Annotated in this window: 22 protein-coding genes; 8 read left to right on the forward strand and 14 right to left on the reverse strand. The window is 67.9% G+C overall.

Annotation, left to right across the window (positions count from 1 at the left end; all coding sequences use genetic code 11):
* Positions 1-29: 29 nt before the first annotated feature.
* From E5F05_RS15930 to E5F05_RS15955, 6 genes are all read right to left on the reverse strand, one after another.
* The gene (locus tag E5F05_RS15930; protein ID WP_129119630.1) at positions 30-1,235 is read right to left on the reverse strand and encodes a thiolase family protein; all 1,206 of its coding nucleotides are present in this window, start codon (positions 1,233-1,235) and stop codon (positions 30-32) included.
* Between the two features lie 12 nt (positions 1,236-1,247).
* On the reverse strand, positions 1,248-1,682 hold the full coding sequence (locus E5F05_RS15935) for an SMI1/KNR4 family protein (RefSeq protein ID WP_129119631.1): 435 nt from the start codon (positions 1,680-1,682) through the stop codon (positions 1,248-1,250).
* Positions 1,679-2,818: an alpha/beta hydrolase gene (locus tag E5F05_RS15940; RefSeq protein ID WP_129119632.1), complete on the reverse strand. Its 1,140-nt coding sequence runs from the start codon at positions 2,816-2,818 to the stop codon at positions 1,679-1,681. Before E5F05_RS15940 ends, E5F05_RS15935 begins: the two co-directional genes overlap by 4 nt.
* A gap of 23 nt (positions 2,819-2,841) precedes the next feature.
* Positions 2,842-5,190 carry a 3-hydroxyacyl-CoA dehydrogenase/enoyl-CoA hydratase family protein gene (locus E5F05_RS15945; protein WP_129119633.1) on the reverse strand — a complete coding sequence of 783 codons (2,349 nt, stop codon included), beginning with the start codon at positions 5,188-5,190 and terminating at the stop codon, positions 2,842-2,844.
* Positions 5,191-5,502: 312 nt separating this feature from the next.
* Positions 5,503-5,775, reverse strand: a complete 273-nt coding sequence (locus E5F05_RS15950; RefSeq protein WP_129119634.1) for a hypothetical protein — start codon at positions 5,773-5,775, stop codon at positions 5,503-5,505.
* Positions 5,772-6,524 carry a sulfite exporter TauE/SafE family protein gene (locus E5F05_RS15955; RefSeq protein ID WP_129119635.1) on the reverse strand — a complete coding sequence of 251 codons (753 nt, stop codon included), beginning with the start codon at positions 6,522-6,524 and terminating at the stop codon, positions 5,772-5,774. The genes E5F05_RS15950 and E5F05_RS15955 overlap by 4 nt, the downstream gene beginning before the upstream one ends.
* A gap of 277 nt (positions 6,525-6,801) precedes the next feature.
* Here E5F05_RS15955 and E5F05_RS21955 point away from each other — a divergent pair, with 277 nt between their 5' ends.
* The 6 genes from E5F05_RS21955 (at position 6,802) to E5F05_RS15985 (ending at position 12,602) form a co-directional block, all read left to right on the forward strand.
* Positions 6,802-7,854, forward strand: coding sequence for an LCP family protein (locus E5F05_RS21955; protein WP_129119636.1), 1,053 nt, complete (start codon positions 6,802-6,804; stop codon positions 7,852-7,854).
* Between the two features lie 353 nt (positions 7,855-8,207).
* Positions 8,208-8,633, forward strand: coding sequence for a hypothetical protein (locus E5F05_RS15965; RefSeq protein WP_129119637.1), 426 nt, complete (start codon positions 8,208-8,210; stop codon positions 8,631-8,633).
* Entirely contained in the window at positions 8,633-9,691 is a 1,059-nt protein-coding gene (locus tag E5F05_RS15970) for an AAA family ATPase (protein WP_129119638.1), read from the forward strand. The genes E5F05_RS15965 and E5F05_RS15970 overlap by 1 nt, the downstream gene beginning before the upstream one ends.
* Entirely contained in the window at positions 9,678-10,631 is a 954-nt protein-coding gene (locus E5F05_RS15975) for a DUF58 domain-containing protein (RefSeq protein ID WP_129119639.1), read from the forward strand. The genes E5F05_RS15970 and E5F05_RS15975 overlap by 14 nt, the downstream gene beginning before the upstream one ends.
* Complete coding sequence (locus E5F05_RS15980; RefSeq protein ID WP_129119640.1) at positions 10,628-11,632, forward strand: VWA domain-containing protein; 1,005 nt, start codon at positions 10,628-10,630, stop codon at positions 11,630-11,632. The genes E5F05_RS15975 and E5F05_RS15980 overlap by 4 nt, the downstream gene beginning before the upstream one ends.
* Positions 11,633-11,645: 13 nt before the next feature.
* A complete protein-coding gene (locus E5F05_RS15985; protein ID WP_129119641.1) occupies positions 11,646-12,602 on the forward strand; it encodes a VWA domain-containing protein in 957 nt (318 codons plus the stop codon).
* A gap of 109 nt (positions 12,603-12,711) precedes the next feature.
* On the opposite strand, the gene E5F05_RS15990 is transcribed toward E5F05_RS15985, so the two are convergent.
* The 6 genes from E5F05_RS15990 to E5F05_RS16015 form a co-directional block, all read right to left on the reverse strand.
* Positions 12,712-13,566 (reverse strand): carbohydrate ABC transporter permease, encoded by an 855-nt coding sequence (locus E5F05_RS15990; protein ID WP_221274211.1) that lies wholly within the window; start codon positions 13,564-13,566, stop codon positions 12,712-12,714.
* The gene (locus tag E5F05_RS15995) at positions 13,563-14,507 is read right to left on the reverse strand and encodes a carbohydrate ABC transporter permease (RefSeq protein WP_129119642.1); all 945 of its coding nucleotides are present in this window, start codon (positions 14,505-14,507) and stop codon (positions 13,563-13,565) included. The genes E5F05_RS15990 and E5F05_RS15995 overlap by 4 nt, the downstream gene beginning before the upstream one ends.
* A complete protein-coding gene (locus tag E5F05_RS16000) occupies positions 14,491-15,732 on the reverse strand; it encodes a sugar ABC transporter substrate-binding protein (RefSeq protein ID WP_129119643.1) in 1,242 nt (413 codons plus the stop codon). The genes E5F05_RS15995 and E5F05_RS16000 overlap by 17 nt, the downstream gene beginning before the upstream one ends.
* A gap of 329 nt (positions 15,733-16,061) precedes the next feature.
* The gene (locus tag E5F05_RS16005; RefSeq protein WP_129119644.1) at positions 16,062-17,474 is read right to left on the reverse strand and encodes an argininosuccinate lyase; all 1,413 of its coding nucleotides are present in this window, start codon (positions 17,472-17,474) and stop codon (positions 16,062-16,064) included.
* Positions 17,464-17,796 carry a hypothetical protein gene (locus E5F05_RS16010; RefSeq protein ID WP_129119645.1) on the reverse strand — a complete coding sequence of 111 codons (333 nt, stop codon included), beginning with the start codon at positions 17,794-17,796 and terminating at the stop codon, positions 17,464-17,466. The genes E5F05_RS16005 and E5F05_RS16010 overlap by 11 nt, the downstream gene beginning before the upstream one ends.
* 543 nt (positions 17,797-18,339) lie before the next feature.
* A complete protein-coding gene (locus tag E5F05_RS16015) occupies positions 18,340-18,849 on the reverse strand; it encodes a PepSY domain-containing protein (RefSeq protein WP_129119646.1) in 510 nt (169 codons plus the stop codon).
* A gap of 221 nt (positions 18,850-19,070) precedes the next feature.
* On the opposite strand from E5F05_RS16015, the gene E5F05_RS16020 reads away from it, so the two are divergent.
* Complete coding sequence (locus E5F05_RS16020) at positions 19,071-20,267, forward strand: polysaccharide deacetylase family protein (protein ID WP_129119647.1); 1,197 nt, start codon at positions 19,071-19,073, stop codon at positions 20,265-20,267.
* Positions 20,264-20,854, forward strand: a complete 591-nt coding sequence (locus E5F05_RS16025) for a DedA family protein (RefSeq protein WP_129119648.1) — start codon at positions 20,264-20,266, stop codon at positions 20,852-20,854. Before E5F05_RS16020 ends, E5F05_RS16025 begins: the two co-directional genes overlap by 4 nt.
* Here the strand turns inward: E5F05_RS16025 and E5F05_RS16030 are convergent.
* Together E5F05_RS16030 and E5F05_RS16035 are read right to left on the reverse strand one after the other, a co-directional pair.
* On the reverse strand, positions 20,845-21,888 hold the full coding sequence (locus E5F05_RS16030) for a YVTN family beta-propeller repeat protein (protein WP_129119649.1): 1,044 nt from the start codon (positions 21,886-21,888) through the stop codon (positions 20,845-20,847). The genes E5F05_RS16025 and E5F05_RS16030 overlap by 10 nt on opposite strands.
* Positions 21,885-22,382: a hypothetical protein gene (locus E5F05_RS16035; protein ID WP_129119650.1), complete on the reverse strand. Its 498-nt coding sequence runs from the start codon at positions 22,380-22,382 to the stop codon at positions 21,885-21,887. Before E5F05_RS16035 ends, E5F05_RS16030 begins: the two co-directional genes overlap by 4 nt.
* Between the last annotated feature and the right edge of the window lie 32 nt (positions 22,383-22,414).

Here is a 22,414-nt window from a genome sequence, read left to right on the forward strand (position 1 = left end):
TTTCAGCAGTCAGCCATCAGCCTTCTGCGTCAGTCCGCCGCCTGCTCTCCCTGCTCCTCCTCCGGGTACACCTCGAACACGCCCGCCGCGCCCATGCCGCCGCCAATGCACATGGTGATCAGGGCCTTGCCGCCGCCACGACGGCGCAGTTCGTGGATGGCGGTCGTGGTGAGCTTGGCGCCGGAGCAGCCCAGCGGGTGCCCCAGAGCAATCGCGCCGCCGTTCACGTTCAGCTTCTCCTCGGGCAGACCGAGTTCGCGGATCACGGCGAGGCTCTGCGCGGCAAAGGCCTCGTTCAGTTCAATCAGGTCGATGTCGTCGAGGGTCAGGCCGGTCTGGGCCAGCACCTTCGGGATGGCCTTCACTGGGCCAATGCCCATCAGTTCGGGTTCGACACCCGCCACCGCGAAGCCCAGGAATTTCGCCAGCGGCTTCACGCCGAGTTCCTGCGCCTTCTCGCCGCTCATGATCAGAACGGCGGCGGCGCCGTCACTGAAGGGGCTGGAGTTGGCGGCGCTGACCGAACCGGTGGTCTTGAAGGCGGGGCGCACCTTCGCCATGTCCTCCAGGTTGGCGTCGTCGCGGATCAGTTCGTCGGTGTCGAAGAGGACCGTCTCGGACTTCAGCTTGGTGCCCTTCACGGTGTCCTTGCGGACGGGCACAGGGACGATCTCGTCCTTGAATCGGCCGCCGTCGCGGGCTGCCGCCGCCTTCTGGTGGCTGCGGAGGGCGAACTGGTCCTGATCCTCGCGGCTCACGCCGTACTTCTGCGCCACGTTCTCGGCGGTCAGGCCCATGCCGATGTAGGCGCCGGGGCGCTCGTCCACCAAGTCGGGGTTGGGGCTGGGGTTGTGGCCGGTCATGGGGACCATGCTCATGCTCTCCACGCCCCCGGCCAGCATCACGTCAGCCTGCCCGGTCTGGATCGCGGCGGCGGCCATCGCGATGGTCTGAAGACCGCTGGAGCAGAAGCGGTTGATGGTCACGCCGCCCACGCTGTCGGGCATCCCGGCTCGCAGCGCGGCCAGACGCGCCACGTTGAGGCCCTGCTCGGCTTCGGGAATGGCGCAGCCGAGGTACACGTCCTCGACGATGGCGGGGTCCACGTCCGCGCGCTTCACGGCCTCATTCAGCACCAGGGCGGCGAGGTCGTCCGGGCGGGTGTTGGCGAGGGTGCCTTTGACGCCGCGCCCCACGGGGGTCCGGACGGCGGAAACGATGACTGCGTCACGCATGAGGTTACTCCTTTAGAGGCTCCAGGCGTCGTATTTGCCTGAAATGTACTGCTCCAGAAAGGCTTCGAGTGTGTAAGAGACACGGATACGGCTATCGTCCTCATGTCGCCAGACGAATACACCTTCGTCCACCTCATTGTTCAGGATTCGGAAGAAGAACAGATCGCCATCCGCGTCTTCTCCAAAGAAAAACATCCCAGCGAATGACAGATACAGTTCCCCCCAGTGTTCTCCACGGAGTTCCTGATTTTTGAAGATGGCCTGTCGAGCGGACAAGATGACTGGAGACAAGAGTTCCAGACCGTCTGAGAACTTAAGGAAATCCTTGTAAGCGGTGGGAAGTGGGAGATTGATGGAGTTACGAAGGCTCTCCAGATCATCCCTACGGACGGGAGGATTGACCGTCGTTTGTTCCGACAGCGTGACAATACCGGCCCAGTCTGTCACACGCCTCCTCCTACCGGCTGAGGAAGAACCCTCTGAATGAACCCCTCCACCGCCCCCTCATACCCCTCCGGGTCCACGTTCCACACCCGGATGTGTTCGGCTCCCTCGGCCCGCACATACTCCACCAGATCGGGGCGGGCGGCGGCCAGGGCGTCGGATTGCTCGACGGGGACGGTGATGTCGGCGGTGCCGTGGAAGACCAGCATGGGCGTGGCGAAGGTGTCCGTCGCGCTGAGGTGGTCCACCGCCGCGAAATCCTGCTTGCTGCGGAACACGGTGGCCCGCTCCAACGGACCCGCAGCCCAGGGAATGTGCAGGCGGCGCGCGTGGTGGCGCAGCAGGGCACGCCACTCCAGCGCGGGAGAGTCCAGAACGACCCCGGCCACCAGAGACGCGAGCGGACTCCGCCGCAGGAACGACAGCACGATGTTCCCGCCCATGCTGAAGCCGAAGAGCAGCACCCGCCACGCCCCGTGGGCCTGGGCATACTGCACGGCGGCCTCCAGGTCCTCCCACTCGGCGGCCCCGAGGCGGTAGTAGCCGTCCGGGGTGCGCGGGGCACCGTGGGCGTTGCGGAAGGTAATGGTCAGGCTGGGCAGGTCCAGGCGGCGGAACAGCGGCAGCACCCGCAGAGCGTCCTCGCGCAGCCCGTTGTAACCGTGGACGAGGATGACCCAGGTGTCCTGCCGCTCACCGGGGACCAGCCACGCGGGCAGCTCCCCCACCGGCGCAGGCACGGTCACGTCCTGAAAGTCCAGGCCGAGCGTGGCAGGCGTGCCCCCGTAGGCGAGCGAAGTGGGCCGCACCCTCGCGCCGACAGGCAGCGTGCCCTCCAGCTTCAGCACCGGACGGGTGACCGTTTTCCGCGTCACCTCCGAAGCCGGGCCGAGCAGCGCGTGACCTTCCGGCCAAGTCAGACCCAGCACGCCGGGACGCACGCTCTCGGCGGTCCGCGTGAGCTTGACCTGCCCCTCGCCGTGTGCCAGCACCCGCGCCGCCTTCACGATCCGCCGCACCGGCTTGGCCCGCACCAGGGCATCCGAAAAGCGCCACGCCGAACCGAGCAGGCCCAGGACACCTACGCCCAGCGCGGCCAGGGCAGCGGGTTTCAGGGGTGAGGGGAAACGGGTCGTCATGGCACTCCTTTCAGGGGCAGGGTTCAGTTCCGCAGGGGCTTGCCGGTCTTGAGCATATGCGCGATGCGGTCCTGGGTGCCCTTCTTGCCCAGCAGCGTCAGGAAGGCCTCGCGTTCCAGGTCGAGGAGGTGCTGCTCGCTGACCTTGGCGTTCCGGTTGTTGCCGGTGCCACCGCTGAGGACGCGGGCGAGTTCGCCAGCAACGACGGCGTCGTACTTGGTCGCGTAGCCGCCTTCGGTCATGCCGTAGAGGGCCATCTTGACGGCGGCAATCGCGGCGTCCCCCATCACCGGGATGTCCTGGCGGGGCGTGGGCTGGATGTAGCCGGGCGCGAGGGCCAGCACCATTCGCTTGGCCTCCTCGATGATGTGGTTCTTGTTCATCACGACGGTGTCGTGGTCGCGCAGGAAGCCGAGCTTGCGGGCTTCGAGGGCGCTGGTGGACACCTTGGCTGTGCCGATCAGCTCGAAGGCACGCTGCACGGCGGGGAGCAGCGGCTGGCCGGGCTGAATCTGATCCGTGAAGCGCAGCAGCATTTCCTTGGTGCCGCCGCCACCGGGGATCAGGCCCACGCCGACTTCCACCAGGCCCATGTACAGTTCCGCGCTGGCGACGATGTGGTCGGCGTGGATGCTGAACTCGCAGCCGCCGCCGAGCGCCAGGTTGAAGGGGGCCGCGACGGTGGGATGCGGGCTGAAGCGCATGGAGGTGGTCATCTGCTGGAACTGCTTGACCGCGCTGTCCAGCTCGTCCCATTCCTCGTCCTGCGCCTGCGAGAGGATCAGCGGCAGGTTCGCCCCCGCGCTGAAGTTCTCGCCCTGGTTGCCCAGCACCAGGCCCGCGTAGCCCATCTCCTGCACCAGCTTGTGCGCGTCCTGCACGGCGCGGAGCTGGTCTTCCCCGAGGGCGTTCATCTTGGCGTGCCATTCGACCAGCAGCACGCCGTCCCCCAGGTCCACGATGCTCGCACCGGGGCGCTTCTTGACGACCTTCGTAGCGTCCTTCTTGAGGTCAGTCAGGATGAAATACGGCGCCTGGTACTGGGTCGGCTCGCCCGCCGGAGTGACGGTTTCGCCCTCCTGGTAGAACTTGTCGCGGCCCGTCTCCTTCATCTTCTGGAGGAGGGGCGGGAGGGTGCGGCCTTCCTTTTCCAGGTTGGCGATCACGTTCTGGACGCCGAGGGTATCCATCGTCTCGAAGGGGCCTTCCTCCCAGCCGAAGCCCCACTTCAGGGCATTGTCGATGTCCTGAAGGCGGTTGGAGACGTTCCCGGCCATCTTGGCGGCGTACCAGAAGCCGTCGTCCATCACGCCGCGCAGGAAGTCGCCTTCCCTGCCTTCGGCGTTGTAGAGGGCCTTCACGCGCTGCGCGAGGGGCAGGTTCTTCACCTGTTCGACCAGCGGCACCTTCACCTTGCCCCGGTCCTCGTATTCCAGCGTGTCGAGGTTGAGGCTGAGAATCTTGGTCTTGCCCTTCTCGTCCTTCGTCTTCTTGTAGAAGCCGCTGCCGGTCTTGTCGCCCAGGAACTTCTTCTCCTCGACCAGCTTTTTAAAGGTGTCCGTGAGGCTGAAGTCCTCGTTCTCCGGCGTGGCCTTGTTCAGGTCGTTGGCGACGTGGTAGATGATGTCGAGGCCGGAAAGGTCGGCGGTGCGGAAAGTCGCACTCTTGGCGCGGCCCAGGGCGGGGCCGGTGAGTTGGTCCACCTCGTCGGGGGTCAGGCCCGCCTCCTGCATGTGCTGCATCGCGCGGACGATGCCGTACACGCCGATCCGGTTGGCGACGAAGCCCGGCACGTCGTTGGCGATCACGATGCCCTTGCCGAGCACGTTCTCCCCGAACTCGATGAAGGCCCCCAGCACCTCGGGGTCGGTCTTGGGCGTGGGGATCACTTCGAGGAGGTGCAGGTAGCGCGGCGGGTTGAAGAAGTGGGCGCCCACGAAACGGCGCTGGAAGTCCTCCGAGCGGCCCTCGATCTGGAGGTGCATCGGGATGCCGCTGGAGTTGCTGGAGAGGATGGCCGTCTTCTTGGCGACACCTTCCACCTTCGCCCACAGGTCGCGTTTGGCGTCCAGCTTCTCGATGATCGCTTCAAGAATCCAGTCAGCGTCCTTCAGCTTCTTCAGGTCGTCTTCCAGGTTGCCCGGCGTGATGAGCGAAGCGCGGGCGGGGTCCATGAAGGCGGCGGGCCGGGCCTTGAGCGCCCGCTGGATGCCCTGCTTGGCGAGGAAGTTGCGGTCGGGGTTGTCCGGCAGCACGATGTCGAGCAGGGTGACGGGAATACCCGCGTTGGCGAGCTGGGCGGCGATGGCGGCCCCCATCACGCCCGCGCCGATCACGGCGGCCCGTTGAATGCGGTACGGCTGATTCTTCATGCGACCTCCAGAAGCAGGAATGGAATCTTGAACTCGGTCCAAATTTTAGGCGGCGTCGGGGCGTTTGTCCACTGCTGCCGCACGTTTTGGCTCTGGCCGCCGCTCGTCCCTTGAGACGTTCTTCATCCTCTGGCAATCGGTCCGGCCTGACCGTACAGTAGGCATCAGTTCCTTCCACAACCCATGCCCCACCGGAGCCGCAAGGAGACGCGGCTGGACGCCGAAGCGCCCGCTCACAGTGGACGGGCGTTTCTTGCTGGGAGCCGTCAGCTTTCAGGAGAACATCCTGCTGACCGCCGAAAGCTGATAGCTCTAAATGAAGCTTTTGACCACGTACACGGCCGCCAGTCCGGCCAGCGCGGCGAGCGCCGCGAAGCTCAGACGGCGGTCCCGGTTCCAGGCCGAGAGGGCGACCCACACGGCGGCCAGCACCGGAACGAGCGCCACCCACGTGACGCCGACCACCGCCAGGGCCGGAAACAACACGGCGACGGCCAGCAGGACCACCGCCACCCAGAAGCCCGCCGGGTACAGCCAGGCGGGGAGGCCCGCGAGTTCGTTGTCAGACTTGCGCCCTGGCGTCATCCGTGCCCCCAGTATTTCCACAGAAGCTGCCCGGCGGTGAAGACCAGCAGCAGGCTGAAAAACAGCTTGAGTTGCGCGGCGGGGATACGGCTTTGCAGGCTGGCTCCGGCGCGCGCCCCCACCAGCACGCCCAGCGCCACGCCCGCCGCCAGCCGCACGTCCAGCAATCCGCCCGCCTGGTACACCAGCGCGTTCCCCACGGCGGTCAGGCCCATGATGAAGGTGCTGGTGGCAATCGACTGCCGGATCGGGACGCCCGCGAGCAGGTTCAGCACCGGCACCTGCACGGTGCCCCCGCCGATGCCCAGCAGGCCGCTCATGATGCCCGCGAAGGTCATGGCGGGCGGGACCAGGCGGCTGGGGGTGCGCTCCACCTCCACCCGCCTGAGGCCCCGCAGCAGGTTGTAGGCGGAATACAGCAGCAGCAGCGCGAAGACGGTGGCAACGACCTTTGCGGGCAGCACCAGCCCCAGGAAACTGCCGACCGCGCCGCCGATGATGGTGTACGGCGAGAGCAGGTAGCCGGTGCGGGCGCGCACCAGCCCCTGTTGCAGGTAGCTGGCCGCGCCGCTCAGCCCCACCGCCAGGACCCCGATCTGACTGATCGCCACCGCCTGCTGGATGGTGAGGTCGCGCCCGAAGTGCGGCACCACGAATTCCAGGGCAGGGACCACCACCACGCCGCCACCCAGCCCCAGGATCGCCCCCAGCACCCCGGCGAGCAGGCCGACACCGATCACAGCAAGCATCACGAGAGGATCACGGGGACGAGGCTAACACGCCCAGCGCGGAACAGGGCCCAGAGCCCGGCCTTTACCCGTATCGCTGCCGGGCGTTCGCGCACTCCCCCTGGTTAGGCCGCCCGGCGCGAGCGGAGCGGGCCTGACAGGTCGGCTCCCGCCAGGGAGCTGGGAGTTTCCTGAACGGCCCGGTAAGAGAATCCGAAGGTGTAACACAACAGGTCGCCGGACAATTAAAATCAATGTCAATCTTTACAGCACACCCCGCACGACAGGAGGCAGGCGAATGAGGCAGCACCGAATACTCAAGACGGCGCTCGCGCTGGTCCTCGTGACAGGAGCCGGACAGGCCGCCAGTGGGACACCGACCAAACCGGGGACTGCCACCACCTCCAGCGCTGGCCAGGCCAAGCCCGCCACACCTCCCAAAACCACGGCAAAACCTCCGGCGAAAACCCCGGCGAAGAACACGGCAAAGACTCCAGCGAAGACTTCAGCAAAAACCCCAGCAAAACCTCCCGCGAAAACTCCGGCAAAACCGGCCGTCACGCGCCCCACGGCTCCCCTCCCGGCGCCGCATCCGGTCAGCTTCAAGAACGGCGATCCGGTCGCCATCCTCCTACTGGGCATCGACCGCCGCGCGCAGGAACGTGGCCGCAGCGACACCATCATGGTTCTGGTGCTCAATCCCCGGCAGAACCGCGCCAAGCTCCTCAGCATCCCCCGCGACTCCCGGGTCGCCATCCCGGGACGCAAGGGCCTCGACAAGATCAACCACGCCTACGCCTACGGCGGGACCGGCCTCAGCGTCAAAACCGTCAGTGCCCTGATCGGGCTGCCCATCTACTACCACGCCGAGGTGGACCTCGCGGGCTTCGTGCAGCTCGTCAACGGCCTCGGGGGGGTCACCGTCAGCGTCAAACAGGGCTTCAAGTACGAGGGCCTGACCTACCAGCCCGGCGTGTCGCGCATGAACGGCACGCAGGCACTGGGCTACACCCGCATGCGCTACGACGATCCCAAGGGGGACCTCGGGCGCATCGAACGCCAGAAATCGGTCCTGGAGGCCCTGGGCAAGCAGCTCCACACCCTGCGCGGGATCGCGTACGCGCCCGCCATGCTGAATATCGCCCTCAAGAACGTCCAGACCAACATCGGTGCGGGCGACGCCTTCAACCTCTACCGCAATTACCGCCCCAGCCTGAAGAACGTCGAGCGGCTCTACCTGGGAGGGAAATCCCGCAAGATCGACAATCTCTGGTATTACGTGCTCGACCCGCAGTCGGTGAAGCACGTGTCCGCCGTGCTGCAACACGAAGCGCAGGGCGGGAAGCGGTAGCGGCCGGGGCTGATCGGGCCGCCTCTCGGTACGAAGCGGTCCTGAACAAGGATGCGGACAGTTTCATCATCTTCCGGGCTTTCCCCACAATGACGCGGCGTCGCCGTCCGCCCCTCCCCAGCAAGGGAAGAGGGGCTTTTGGCGTCCTGCACAGCCTTCCCAGATATATCCCTTGCAGGGGGGTGCAAAACTGTCTGCACCCTTGCCTGAAGCGGAGCAGTCGTGAAAGTTTAGTGTTTTCCCAGAATCGGGGGGTACAGTAAACCTACGTTTTGACTCACCCTGGGGGTTGGCGTGAACGTTTCAGACGGTTCCGCTCGGACGTTTTTTCCACTGGGTCTCAAGGAAGCAGGATGAAGGCGCTGCTGGTCGGCCTCGTCCTCAGCACGCTGGGGGTGGGCTTTGTGGCGGGCCGCTCCAGCGTCTCTGCCCCTGCCGGGGGCGGCGTCACCGTGGTCCCGCAGCCCATGACGGTTCAGGCACAGAACGATCCACGTGAACTCATTCCACTCACGCCTCGCCCCGGCAACGCGCCCGGGCAGGGGCAACAGCCGCAGCCGGGCCAAGGAGCGTGCACGGTGCTGATGTTCAAGGACGGGCAGTTTTATCAGTTGCAACCGGGAACACCGGGTCCTGGCGGTGAGCAGCCCGGTGGTCAGCCGGGAGGGGACGGGGAGTTGTTCCCGCTGCAACCGTTCCAGGCCCCCGGCCCGCTGCCGGGCCTGCCGCTCCCGCAGCCGGACGTGCCGCTGACGCCCCCGCCGGACCTGAGGGTCTGATGACGGGCGCCTCTCCCCTCACCCCGCTCTCGCCGCAGGCCGTCATGGAGGCCGCCGCGCGGCTGCGCACGTTGCTGTTCGAGGTCAAGAAGGTCATCGTCGGGCAGGACCTGCTGCTGGAGCGCCTGCTGGTCGCTTTGATCGCGCGCGGGCACGTGCTGGTGGAGGGCGTGCCGGGACTCGCCAAGACGCTGGCGATCCGCACCACCGCCGACGCCATCGGCGCCAGCTTCCGGCGCATCCAGTTCACGCCGGACCTGGTGCCCGCCGACCTGATCGGCACCCGCATCTACAACCAGAAAACCGGGGCCTTCGAGGTCGAACTCGGCCCGGTGTTCGCCAACCTGATTCTGGCCGACGAGATCAACCGCGCGCCCGCCAAGATCCAGTCGGCGCTGCTGGAGGCCATGCAGGAGCGGCAGGTGACCATCGGCGTGCAGACCTTCCGGCTGCCCGATCCCTTCCTGGTGCTGGCGACCCAGAACCCCATCGAGTCGGAAGGCACCTACTTCCTGCCGGAAGCGCAGGTCGACCGCTTCATGTTCAAGGTCCTCGTCAGCTACCCCGGCTTCCACGAGGAGATGACGGTGGTGGAGCGCGTCTCGCAGACGTTCCCGCCGGTCGGGGTGCAACTGTCGGTCGAGGAGCTGCGCGAGCTTCAGGGCCTGGCCGATCAGGTGTACGTCCACCCGGCCGTGACCGAGTACGCGGTGACCCTGGCCCGCGCCACCCGCGACCCGGCCCAGGCGGGGTTGCCGGAAGTGCAGCGGGCCGTCGCCTACGGGGCCAGCCCCCGCGCCAGCGTCAACCTGATCCTGGGAGCCAAGGCGCTGGCCATCGTGCGTGGGCGCGAATACGCGCTGCCGGAGGACGTGCGTGACCTGGCGCCGGAAGTCCTGCGGCACCGCCTCATGCTCTCCTACGAGGGGCTGGCCGAGGAGGTCCGGCTGGAGGACCTGGTGGGCCGCCTGATCGCCGCCGTGCCGCTGCCGCGCGTGCATCTGGGCGACCCCCACGGCGCCTCCTCCCCCGGCGTGACGCGCGATGAACCTGCTTAGACGCCGCCGCAGCGTGACCGCCCCGCCGCCGGTGCCCAGCGGGGTCCGGCCACCGCCGGAACGCCCCGCCCAACTGCTGCGGCGGCTGGAATTCAGGGTGGTGCGGCGCCTCGACGGTTTCCTGTTCGGGGATTACCGGGGCCTCTTCTACGGTCCCAGCCTCGACCTGGCCGAGGTGCGCGAGTACCAGCCGGGCGACGAGGTGCGCCGCATCGACTGGAACGTCACCGCGCGCAGCGGACGGCTGCACGTGCGGCAGTACCGCGAGGAACGCGAACTGACCGTCTGGCTGCTGGTGGATACCTCGGCCTCCATGAACTTCGGCACGCGCCGCACCCTCAAACGGGACCTCGCGCGCGAGTTCGCGGGGGTGGCGGCGCTGGTGGTCACCCGCCACGGCGACAAGATCGGCGTCAGCACCTTCGGGGCCAGCTCGGATGTGGTCCCGCCGCGCGGCGGGCGTTCGCAGGCGCTGGCGGTGCTGAACCTGCTCGCCCGGCCCGCCCGCCCGGAGCAGCCGCAGCCTGCCGATCTGGCCTCGGCCCTGAAGGCCGCCGAACGCACGTTGCGGCGGCGCTCGCTGGTGTTCGTGGTGTCGGACTTTCTGGAGCCGGGCAGCGGGGGCTGGGCCGGTGCCCTGGGCCGCCTGGCGCAGCGCCACGACGTGGTGGCCGTGCGCGTCTCGGACCCCGCCGAGCGGACCCTGCCGGATGTGGGCGGGCTGCGGCTGCGTGACCCGGAAACGGGAGAGGAGCTGTGGCTCGATACCTCCGACCCGCAGGTGCGCGCCGCACATGCCCGGCTGGTGGGCGAGCGGGACCGGGCGCTGCGGCGGGCGCTGCAATCGGCCCAGGTGGACCTGCTGGACCTGGACACCGAGCGGGACCCGGTGGGGCCCCTGCTGCGCTTTGCGGCAGTCCGCCGGGGGCGGCGCCCATGACCTTCGGTTTTCCCGCCCTGCTCTGGCTGCTGCTGCTGCTGCCGCTGGCGGCGTGGGTACTGTGGCTGGGCGCCCGGCGCCGCGAGCGGCAGGCCCGGCGCTACGCCGACCCGCACCTGCTCGGGGCGGTGCTGCGCGCCGGACGTGGCCCGCGCCGCCGCCTGCCGCTGCTGCTCCAACTGGGCGCGCTGGCCCTGCTGCTGTTCGCGGCCGCGCAGCCGGTCGCCCGGCCCCGCCTGCCGGTCAACCAGGCGGCGGTGATGATCGCGCTCGACGCCTCGCGCTCGATGCTCGCGGACGACGTGCCGCCCTCCCGGCTGGAGGCGGCGCGGGCCATTGCGCGGCAGTTCCTGGCGCTGGCACCTGCCTCCACCCGGATCGGCTTCCTGACCTTCTCGGACAACGCCTCGGTGCTGGTGCCGCCCACCACCGACCGTCAGGAGGTGCTGGGCGCCCTGAACCGGGTGAAGCCCGCGCAGGCGACCTCGTTCGCCAGCGCCCTGGTGAGCGGCGTGCGGGCCCTGCCGCAGCGCGAGAACGCGGTCCCGCCGCGTGAGTTGCTGGAAGGCCAGCCCGCCCCGCGCAGCACCCCGCTTGACCCGCGGACGCTGCCTCCCGGCGCGATCCTGCTGCTTTCCGACGGCATCTCGAACCGGGGGGCCAATCCGCTGCTGGCCGCGCGCTTCGCCTCCGACGAGCAGGTCAAGCTGTACGCCGTCGCGGTGGGCCGGGAGGGCGGCGCGGTCAGCCGGGTGGAGGGCCAGCTGGTGTTCGTCCCGTTCGATACCCGGGAACTGCTCCGCCTGACCCAGCTCACCGGCGGACAGTTCCTCTCCCCACCCGACCCGGAGGGGCTGCGCCGGTTGTACCGCGACCTCGGCACGGCGATCCGCTGGGAGCCGAGCGAACTGGGGCTGAGCGGACCCGTGGCCGGGCTGGCGGCGCTGCTGCTGGTGCTGGGCGGCGGCCTCGCGCTGGCCTGGCAGCGGAGGGTGCCGTGAAGGAGGTGCCGTCATGAGTTTTGGCTGGCCCTGGGCGCTCGTCCCGCTGGGGCTGCTCCCCCTGCTGGTGTGGCTGTACCTGCGCGGGCTGGCCCGGCCCGCCGAGGCCGCCGCGCTGCACCCGGATTTGCCGCTGCTCGCGCGGGCCAGCGGGCGCCCGCACCCCCTGAGGCGGCATGCCCCGGCGCTGCTGTACCTGGTGGCCCTCACCCTGGCGCTGCTGGCCCTGGCCCGGCCTCACGCGCCGCTCCCGCTGCCCGACAACCGGACGACGATCATGCTGGCCATCGATGTCTCGCGCTCGATGGAGGCCCAGGACATCGAACCCAACCGCTTCGTCGCCGCGCAGGAGGCCGCGCGCCGCTTCGTGAAGTCGTTGCCGGAGGGCGCGCGGGTCGGCCTGACCTCGTTTGCCGGGTACGCCGTCCTCAACTCGCCGCCCACGACGCAACACGCCCAGGTCTTCGCCGCCATCGACGCGCTGAACATGGCCAACAGCACCGCCATCGGCGAGGGGCTGCTGGAGGCGCTGCACGCCCTGCCGGGACGCGGCCCGGACGCTCCTGCGGGCAAGGAACGGGTACCTGCGGCCATCGTGCTGCTTTCCGACGGCCGCAACAACAGCGGCCCCGACCCGCTCGAAGCGGCGGCGCAGGCCAGGAAGCTGGCGGTGAAGGTCTACACCGTGGGCCTCGGCACCCAGAACGGCAACTTGCGCAGCAACCGCTGGGACGGCTTCCGGGGCGGCGTCGACGCCGCGACCCTTCAGCAGATCGCCGCCGCGACCGGCGGGCGCTACTTCGAGGCGCGCTCCGCCGATCAGCTCAGCTCGATCTACCACGACCTCGGCCGCTCACTGGGCTGGACCTTGCAGCCCCGCGAGGTTTCGGGCTTCGTCGCCGCGCTGGCCGGACTGGCGCTGCTGGGGAGCCTCGCCGTCTCGGAACTGCTGACCCGGCGCCTCCTTTAGAACATTGAACAGAATAAGGCTGTGCAGAGACGGGTGGGGGCGCGGGAGTACAGCCTGGACCTCCGGGAACGGCTCGTCGCAGCGGCGTTGACGAACCCAGACCCGCATGTCAGCCTTTCATCCCCGTGAGGACGATGCCCTCGATGATCTGGCGCTGGAAGAACGCAAACACCAGCAGCACCGGAATCACCGCCAGACTGCTCGCCGCCATGATCAGCCCCCACTGCGTCCCCGCCTCGCCGTTAAACAGGGCCGTGCCGACCGGGAGGGTGCGGAACTGGGGCTGCTGGATCACGATGAGCGGCCACAGGAAGGCATTCCAGTTGCCCAGGAACGTGAAGATGGCGAGGCTGGCGAGGGCCGGGCGCACCAGCGGCAGCGCGATGTGCCAGAAGATGCCGAACTCGTGCATCCCGTCGATGCGCGCGGCTTCCAGCAGGTCACCCGGCACGCTCTCGAAGAACTGCCGCATCAGGAACACCCCGAAGGCACTCATCAGGCCGGGGAACAGGATGGCGAAGTAGGCGCCGGGCACCGATCTCGTGAGGTGCAGGTCGGTGACGCCCACGAACCAGGGGATGACCAGCATCTCGGTGGGGATCATCAGCGTGGAGAGAATCAGGATGAACACCAGGTTCTTGCCGGGAAAGTCGAACTTGGCGAGGGTGTACCCCACCAGCGAGTCGAAGAACAGCACGCTGAGGGTCGTCACCGTCGCCACCAGCAGGCTGTTGCCGAACCACTGGAGGAACTGCGTCCCGCCCAACACCTGCCGGTAGTTGTCCAGCGTGGGGTCGGCGGGGAAAAAGGCCAGGTTGAAGAGTTCCTGAAAGCTTTTCAGGCTGGTGAGCAGCATCCAGGCGAAGGGAAAGAGCGTGAGGATCACGCCCAGCGTGAGGACCAGATAGGCGAGGCCCGTCCGCAGGTCCACCCGCTTGCGGGGAAGGGCGGTCGTGGCCGTCAAACGTCATACCTCCGGGTCAGGAAGCGCAGTTGCAGCAGCGTGATGAGCAGGATGATCACGAACAGCACCACCGTGATCGCGGAGGCGTAGCCCATCTGGTAGCGCCCGAAGGCGAGCTGGTAGATGTAGAGGGCAACGGTCATGGTGCTGCCCAGCGGCCCGCCCTGGTCGGTGAAGTTGAGGTTCACCACCTGCGTGAACAGTTGCAGGTAGGCGATGGTCCCGGTCACCACGCTGAAGACGATGGTGGGGTTCAGCAGGGGCAGGGTGATCTTCCAGAACGCCTGGGGGCTGCTGGCCCCGTCAATCTCCGCCACCTCGTAGTACACGCGGGGAATCGCGGCAAGCCCGGCGAGGAACAGCACCACCTGGAAGCCCAGGTTCTGCCAGACGACCAGCGCGGCGGTCGTCGGGAGTGCCTGACTCGGGGAGGTCAGAAACGCCTGCGGCGGGATATGCAGCCACATCAGGAAGGTATTCACCGGCCCGAACTGCGGGCTGAACACCCATTGCCACACCCAGGCGGCAGCCACGATGGGCGTCACGTACGGCGCGAAGTACAGGGCGCGGTAAAGCCCTTGAAAGGCGCGAATGCGGCCCAGCAAGAGCGCGATGCCCAGGCCCAGGACAAGCTGCGCCGGAACGCCGATCAGGGTGTACAGCGCCGTATTCTTCAGCGCCTGGCCGAATTTCTCGTCCTGGAGGAGCGCCCGGTAGTTCTCCAGCCCCAAAAAAGGCTGCTGCTCCTTGAGGATGTTCCAGTCAAAGAGGCTGAGGCGCAGGGCCATCAGGGTCGGGATGAAGCGGACGATCAGGAAGAACAGCAGCGGCAGCAGCAGGAAGGTGTACGCGGTGAGAATCTGGTGCCGCCGCAATGAACCGGGGCGGGCGGAGGAACGGGCGGGTGCCCGGTCCCCCCGCGCCTCACTTGTAGTAGCCATTCAGAATCTTCTGCTCGTCCGCCGCTGCCTTCTTCACGGCGTTCGTGGGACTGTCCCCTTGCAGGATCACCGAATTGATCGCGTCCACCCAGGCCTTGCGCTGCCCGGCCTCGTCCACGAACAGGGTCGAGTGCGCGAAGGGCAGGGCGTACACGAAGGGACCGTAGACCGGGTCACGGCGCAGGGTGGGATCGTTCGCCAGCTTCTTGCTCGCCGGGATCTCCCCCACTGACTGGAGCCAGGTGCGCTGGGTGTCCTCGCTGGTCAGGAACTTCAGGAACTTGACGGCGGCGGCGAGCTTGTCGCCCTTGGCGTTCTTGGTGATGCCGTTCACCCAGCAGGAGCCGAAGTTGCTGCGGACACCGTTCCCCTTGAACACGGGCAGCGGCACCACGCCCCAGTTGAACTTCGCGCCCTTCTGGATGGTGCCGATGGCAAAGGACCCGTCGATGATCATGCCGACCTTCCCGGCGATAAAGGCGTCGCGGTAGCTGTTGTTGCCGGGGAAGAAGTTGGGCGTGCCCAGCTTGTACTTGGTGTAGAGGTCGGTGTAGAAGGTCATCGCCTTCACGCCCGCGTCGCTGTCGTAGGTGACCTGCCTGCCGTCCTTGCTGTAGGGCGCGCCGCCGAACTGCCGCACCAGCACCTCGCGCACGACATGGTAGTCCTGACCGTCGGGCTGGATGCCGAAACCCAGCGTGGTGAAGCGGGGCGGTGCGCCCTTCACGACCTTCTGCGCGGCAGCGATGAAATCTTCCCAGGTGCGCGGGGGCGTCAGCACCCCGGCCTGCTTGAACAGGTCCTTGTTGTAGAAGACGGCCAGCGTGCGGACGGCGGTCGGCAGCGCGTAATACTGCCCCCCGATCTTGCTGGTCTGGACCATCGGCACGAAGGTACTCTCGATCTGCTTCGCCGGGAAGTCCTTGGCGGGCAGCGGCTGGAGGTACCCGCTGTCCACGTACTGCGGCAGCCAGCCGTAGTAGAGGTTCACCACGTCGGGACCCTGCCCCGCCGGGACGCTGGAGGCCACCTTCTGGTTGTAGGCGTCGTAGGGGAAGGTTTCCTGCTTGATTCTAATGTCGGGGTTCTGCGCCTCGAACTTCTGGATCAGCTTGTTCATGGTGTCGACCTTGCTGGCGTAGTCGTACTGCCAGTAGGTGAGGGTGACGGGCGCAGCGGCGGCGGTGGCGGTGAGGGTGAGGGCCAGCGTGAGGAACTTGCGCATGGGAGGCTCCTTGCAGGGTGAGAGGCGACTTGCCGAGGGTCACGCGGGGCCACAGGGAGGGCAGGGCCTGCTTGCCGCCCCAGGCGAAGGCGGCCCAGGCCAGCCCGCTCTGGCTGCTGTTCGCGCCCACGCGGGCATTCGCCTGGTCGCCGCCCTCCATCACGATGTTCAATCCCAGGGTAGCGCCTGACTGGGGCTTCGTGGGCATCGCGGGCCAGGGAATCCGCAGCTCGATGTGGCGGCCATCCGGTGCTGCCCGTGCGTGCCCGGCCCGACCTGGGCGGCGGGGCAGGCCAGCGCGGCCAGAAGTGTGGTCCCAATCCGGCGGTTCACCCTTCCGTTCCTCCTTCCAGACGTGTCCGGGCGTCTGCGAAGCGTTGCTGGGTGTGCTGATGGATGAGTATGTCCTGCTCCAGCCGTTCCCGCGCCGTGTGGAGGGCCCCCCGCATTACCGCGGGGGCCGGACCGCCAAAGGTCGTGCGGCGGGCGATGAAGGCGGCGGGGTCGAGTGCGGCGGCCAGTTCCCTTTCGGGCAACTGGACCCCCAGGGGCGCCAGGTCCCCAGCGGTGACGGACGCGAGTGGGCGGCCTGAGGCCTGAAGTTGCGCCAGCAGGGTCTTGACCGCCCCGTGCGCCTGACGGAACCCGCCCCCCTGCTGCCGGGCGATCACGTCCGCGAGTTCGGTGACGGCTGATCCGCTCCCCTCCGCTTCCTCTCGCCAGGCGGTGCGGTTGATCACCGGGGCAGTCAGCGCGGCGGTGAGCAGTTCCACGCCCTCGCACAACTCCTGCCACATGCTGTGGAGGGGCGGCTGCATATCTGGGCCGGGGTCGTTGATGTCCCCGAAGGGCACGTTATGCGCGCACAGCATCACGCTCTGCGTGGCGCCGATGGCCTTGCTGAACTTCGTCCGGGCATGTTCCAGGGCCACCGGGTTGCGCTTCTGGGGCATCACGCTGCTGCCCTGCACCAGGCCGTCTTCCAGGGTGAGGAGGCCCCGGGACGCCCACAGCAGCAGGTCGTAGACGCCGCGCGACAGGGTGGTGGCCGCCGCCGTGACGGTTCCGGCCAGTTCCACCTGCCAGTCGCTGGCACTCACCGCGTCGTAGGTGTTCTCGATGGGCCGGTCGAAGGCCAGCAGGCGCGAGGTCAGTTGCCGGTCAATCGGAAAGCTGGTGCCTGCCAGCGCCACCGCGCCCATCGGACTCAGGTTCACCCGCCCCAGGGCGGCGAACATCCGCCCGGTGTCGCGCGCCAGCACGTTCTCGAGTCCGGCGAGATAATGCGCGAGTGTGGTGGGCTGGGCAGGCTGATGGTGCGTGTAGGCGACGATGACGGTGTCCACCTCACGTCCGGCGAGGTCCAGCAAGGTGCGGCGCAGGTGCAGCAGGCGCTGGCTGGCCCGCATCAGGCGCTCACGGGCATTGAGGCGGTAGAGGGTCATGTCCAGGTCATTGCGGGACAGCGCGGTGCGCAGCGCCCCCGCCGCCTCCGGGTCCTCATCCGCGAGGCGCCGGTCCAGGCTGAAGAACACGTCCTCGACCTGGGGATCGTAAGGCGGGAAGGGGGCACGTCTCAGGGCGCGGAGCAGGGACGCCGCCTGTCCGGCGTGGGGCAACCCCTGGGTGTCCAGCATCAGCGCGTGGGCGGTGAGCGCGTCGAACAGGTGCGGCAGCAGGTGCGCTCTCGCATAGGCATCATCAGGCCTCAGGACGGTGGACAGGTAAGTGTCATGCCACACAGGAACGGGCCTCCTGCCAGTGGAGGGCGTCTTTCAGGAGGTGCTCCTGGGCGCGCTGCCGGGCGAGCAGCACCGCTCCCTGCAACGGCGTGCCGCTGGCGTCCTGCGGAAGGGAAAGGGCAACCCCCGGCTGTAGTTGTTGAAGCCGGTCTGCCAGCGTGTGTGGTCCGCATTCCAGCAGCTCACGGACAATGGCGGTCACGGTGACCTTGGAAAGACCAAGTTGCTCGGCAAACTGTGGACGTGTCCGCACCTGGGTGCCCAGCAGTGCCCGGAGAACCTGCTGCCGGTTGAGTCGTCGAAGGGTCTGCGGTTGTCCCATGCTCACCCCGTTCGGAAACTTTGCTTACGAATTGCAGACAGGGTATGGCTCAGCCTCTCCTCATGCAACCTAGAGAAGGTTGCCGTTGATCGTCACGAACCTTGGGGATGACGCCGCAGACATGATCGCGGCAGATCGTGAACCGCAGGCTCACCGTGATCGGTCACCCGGAACCCGCCGAGGACGAGCAGTTCTCCACGGCCGCAGCCCGCCTTGCAGAACGCCGACGAGACCGATAGCTCGTCGGTGACTGGGTCGCTCCCCCCATCCGCTGGACGAGGTGCTGGCCCGCTTCCGCGCCGGGGAAGGGCGGGCGCAAGCGGACGGTTTTGCTCGATGATCCCAAACTCATGGCGGCCCTCCGCCAGTACTTCCGGCAGCTCCCTTATGCCCACGGACACCTCATTGCAGGCGCGGAAGAACGGTAAGGGGTAAGGGTCACCGGCACACCCAGACCACCCTTCGCTACGCGGAGATCAGCGGTCAGACGGCGGAAGCAAAGGTGAGCGCCGGGGCCTGTTCCGCCCCGGCGCTCTCTGTCACTTACTGGCCGTCATTGGTTTCGCTGTCCTGACCGCCTTCCTGATCCCCTCCCTGTTCGTTCTGCCCCGCCTGTTCCTGGTGCAGCACCCGGCCGTTCCCGGCGTCCACCTTCACCTCGGTCTGGCCGATCACGACCGCATAGACCAGACTGCCGTTCTCGTTTTCGAGCTTGACGCTGCTGACGGTGCCGGGCAGGGCGGCCTGGGCCGCCGCAGCGGCCTGCTGGGGCGTGATGCGGGCAAGGCCGCGGAGCTGGGCTTCTTCCTGGGCCTCTGGCAGTTCCGTCCCCTGCTGCTCGGCGGGGAGTTGGATGCTGCCCTGGTAGGCCGGGGTCTGGTCGTCCTGCGTTTCCGTGTCGTTGTCCCCCGTGTTCTGGCCCTGCGCCGTGCGGGTCTGGGCCGCGCCGCTCTGTGCCGGGGTGGTCTGGGCGAAAGCGTATCCGACCAGCGGAACGCCGACGGCGGCGGTGGTGGCGAGGGCGAGCAGGATGGTGCGCGTATTCTTGTTCATCAGTGATTCTCCTTGGCGGGGGTGAGGCCCTGTGCTTCACCTACCGCCAGGATGCCTGCACACGGTATAGGGGCGGTATAAACCCCGTCCAGCACGGGTAAAGTCGGATTTAACCGATCTGGTGCGGTGGGTGCAGACCGGATCAGCCCACTTCCCCTGTAAGAGAGGACGGACGGCCAGGGGGTATACCCGAATTCAACCTGCCCGAACTACGTTGAGTCATGCGCCGAATCCTCCTGCTGTCTGCCGCGATGTTGCTGTCCACAGCCGCCGCCCAGCCTCCCGCGCCGGTCCCGCCCGTCACGCCACCCGGACAGGTGCAGCCGCTGGCCCCCGGCACGCGCGCCGCCCCGACCCTCCCCACCCTGACCCTCACCCCGGCCATTCCCGGGGTCCGGAAGGTGGAGGTGCTGGGCAACGGCTTTATCGAGGTGGCGCACGCGCTGGTGCTGCTTCCGGCGGGGGAAGTCTCCCCGCAGCGTGCCCTGGCGCTGGCTGTTCAGAGCGTGCAGGGGGCTTACCGCGCCGACCCGCAACTCGCGGAGGTGGATGTCAGCATGTACCGGGCAGAAACTTACCGGGGGTTGGGCGGACCGCTCCCCGTGCTGACCCTCTCGGTGCCCCGTGCGCGTCTGAGGACCTTCCAGAGCGAACTCACGGCCGACACCTATGACCGCCTCTGGACCCCGGAGAACATGGAGCTGCCCGAACCGCCCGGCACACCCGCCCATGAGCCCGAACGCCTGCCGGTCTTTGTGGGCACGCCAGCAGAGTTGCAAAAACAGCGGCTGGAACAGAGCCTCGCCCAGGCGCGCGGTGGTGTGCGGGGCGGCCTGCTCTTCAAGGGGAATCCCACGGGGAGGCAGGTGGCCCTCACCTTCGACGACGTGCCCCACCCGCTGTACTTCCCGCTGGTGCTGGACCTGTTGCGGCGCGAGCAGGCCCGCGCCACCTTCTTCATCATCGGGCGCAACGCTGAAGCCTACCCCTACTTCATCCGTGACATGGTGCAGGCCGGACACGAATTCGGAAACCACACGTACCACCACGTCCGGTTGCCCCACCTGACGGACGCGCAGATTCGCGCCGAACTCCAGTCCACCAATGAGCTGCTGACCCGCCTGACCGGCGAGCCCGTGCGTTTCTTCCGTCCGCCCGGCGGCGAGTACAGTGAGCGCGTGCTGAACATTGCCCGGAGTCTGGGCCTGACCACTGTCTTCTGGACCGACGACCCGGGCGACTTCCAGAATCCGGGGGTAGAGACGGTGGAGGCGCGCTTTGCCCGTCACCTGCGGCCCGGCGGCATCATCCTGCTGCACGACAACGCGCCGGACGGCCTGGCGGCCCTGCCGGACCTGCTCAAAGCGGCGCGGGAGAAGGGCTACCGGGCGGTTCCCGCGGGAGCGTTCGTCCGGTGAACCTGAACCTCTGGCTCTCCGGCCTGGACCCCACGCTGCTGAACGCCGCGACCTTCGGCCTGCTGACGCTGGAAGGGGCGGGGATTCCCGGCGTCCCCGGCGTCCTGCCAATGCTGGCGCAGTCGGCCCTGATCGATGCAGGACGCACCACGCTGGCGGCGGCACTGACCTGGGGGGTGCTGGGCAACTGGCTGGGCAGCCTGCTGGGGTACGCGGCGGGGCGCTGGGGCCAACGCTGGCTCCCGCCGCGCTGGCAGGCGGCCATCCGGCGGCAGCGGAACCTGGACCTGCTGGAACGCTGGGGCGCACCGCTGATTGTCGTCAGCCGCACGGTGGGCAGCCTGCGGACGCCCGTGACGCTGGTGGCGGGCATGACCCGCTACCCCTGGCCGAAGTACCTGCTGCTGAGTCTGCTGGGGGCCTTGTTGCACGTTGGGGTGTGGCAGACCGTGCTGTGGCGGTTCGGCCCGGCGGTCCTGCCCCACATCGAACACTACGGTGCAGAGGTGCTGGCCGCCGTGTTGCTGGCGGCGCTGCTCCTCTGGCTGCTGCGCGGGCGGATGGGCCGCATCACCCCTCAGCGGTAGTTCCCGGTATGCCCCAGCGAGTAGCGCCCTGGCTGGGGGAAGAAGGTCAGGCCGTGCGGCCCCTGTCCCACCCGGACCTCGTGGATCACCTGGCCGCTGCGGGTGTCGAACACATAGACGACGTTGCTGTAGCGCCCGGAGAGCCAGAGCTGCTTGCCGTCCGCCGAGACGCTGCCCATATCGGGACTGCCGCCGCCCGGAATCCGCCACCTGGCCGTCACCCTGCGCGTGGCGAAGTCCAGCACGCTCACGCTGCCCTCGCCCCGGTTCGAGACAAAGAGCCGCGTCCCGTCCCGGCTGGGGTACAGACCATGCGCCCCCTTCCCGGTGGGCACGAAGCCGAGCTTGCGGGGCGTGGGGCCGCGGCCGTCGATCAGGTGCAGCCCGCCCAGCATCATGTCGGCCACGTAGTACACCTGACCGTCGGGCGAGAGGCGCACGTCCTGCGGCATCCCGCCCACGTGCAGCTTGCCGGTGACCTTGCGGGCCAGCAGGTCCAGCTTGATCAGGTCCCCGCTGAACTCGCACGCCGCCAGCACGTGCTGTCCGTCCGGGCTGAAGTCCAGGTGGTTGACGCCCTGGCAGGGCACCGGAAGGCTGAAGACCAGGCGCATGGTCCGCGCGTCACGGAAGTCCAGTCGGCGCTCGTTCTCGGCCACCACCAGGGCATAGCGCCCGTCGGGGGTGAAGTAGAGGTTGTAGGGGTCGGGCGTGGGCACCGGCTGGCCGGGTTTGCCCGTGCGCGGGTCGATGGGGGTCAGCGACTGCCGCCCCTGGTCGCTCGCCACCCACAGCGTCTTCAGGTCGTGCGAGGCGACCACGTGCTGCGGTTCTTTGTCCACCGGAAAGGTGCGGATCACCTTGAAGGTGGCCGGGTCGATCACGCTCACGGTGTTGTCCTTGCCGTTGGGGACGTACACACGCGCCGGGATGCCCTTCACCGCCGGGCTGAGCATCCCCGCATGCGTGTGCGCGTAGATGGACACGGCGGAGGCCGGACTGCTCAGGAGCAGCAGACCGAGGAGCCATTTCATGGAATCACCCTCACCAGATGCGCCTTGACTTCCCGAAGCTTGTGCTGATGGATCAACGTGTGAACTTTCCGCAAGGGAGTTCCGGCGGGCACGCCCAGCGAGGACACGTCCAGGGCGTAGAAGTCCACGTAAATATCATGCCGTCCCCTTGCACAGAGGGCGGTATACCCCGGTTGCCCGGCGTCGTTGAGGGCCACCTTGCCGCCTCCCACCTGAAGGCGTGAAGCGTCCTGCGTGTCCAGCCGGGTGGTCTTGAGCGGCAGGTCGAACACCAGCCAGCGGCCACTCAACTGATTCGGCCTCTGATCCCACAGCAGCACGGCCAGACTGCGGGTGCCGGGAGGAGGCGGGCCAAAGGTGAGGGCCGGGGTGGACGCCGAGTGGCAGGCCAGCGCCGGGTCATGTGGGAAAAGGGTCACGCTGAAGGGCGCCGTTCCCGCTTGCGCGGCGGACAGGGAGAGAAGGGCGAGAAGGAGCGGCTTGAGCGTCGGCATAGAAGCACCTCTCCGTCAGTTGGGGAACGGCG

This window comes from Deinococcus metallilatus, assembly GCF_004758605.1.
In the GTDB taxonomy this organism is placed as follows: Bacteria; Deinococcota; Deinococci; order Deinococcales; family Deinococcaceae; genus Deinococcus; species Deinococcus metallilatus.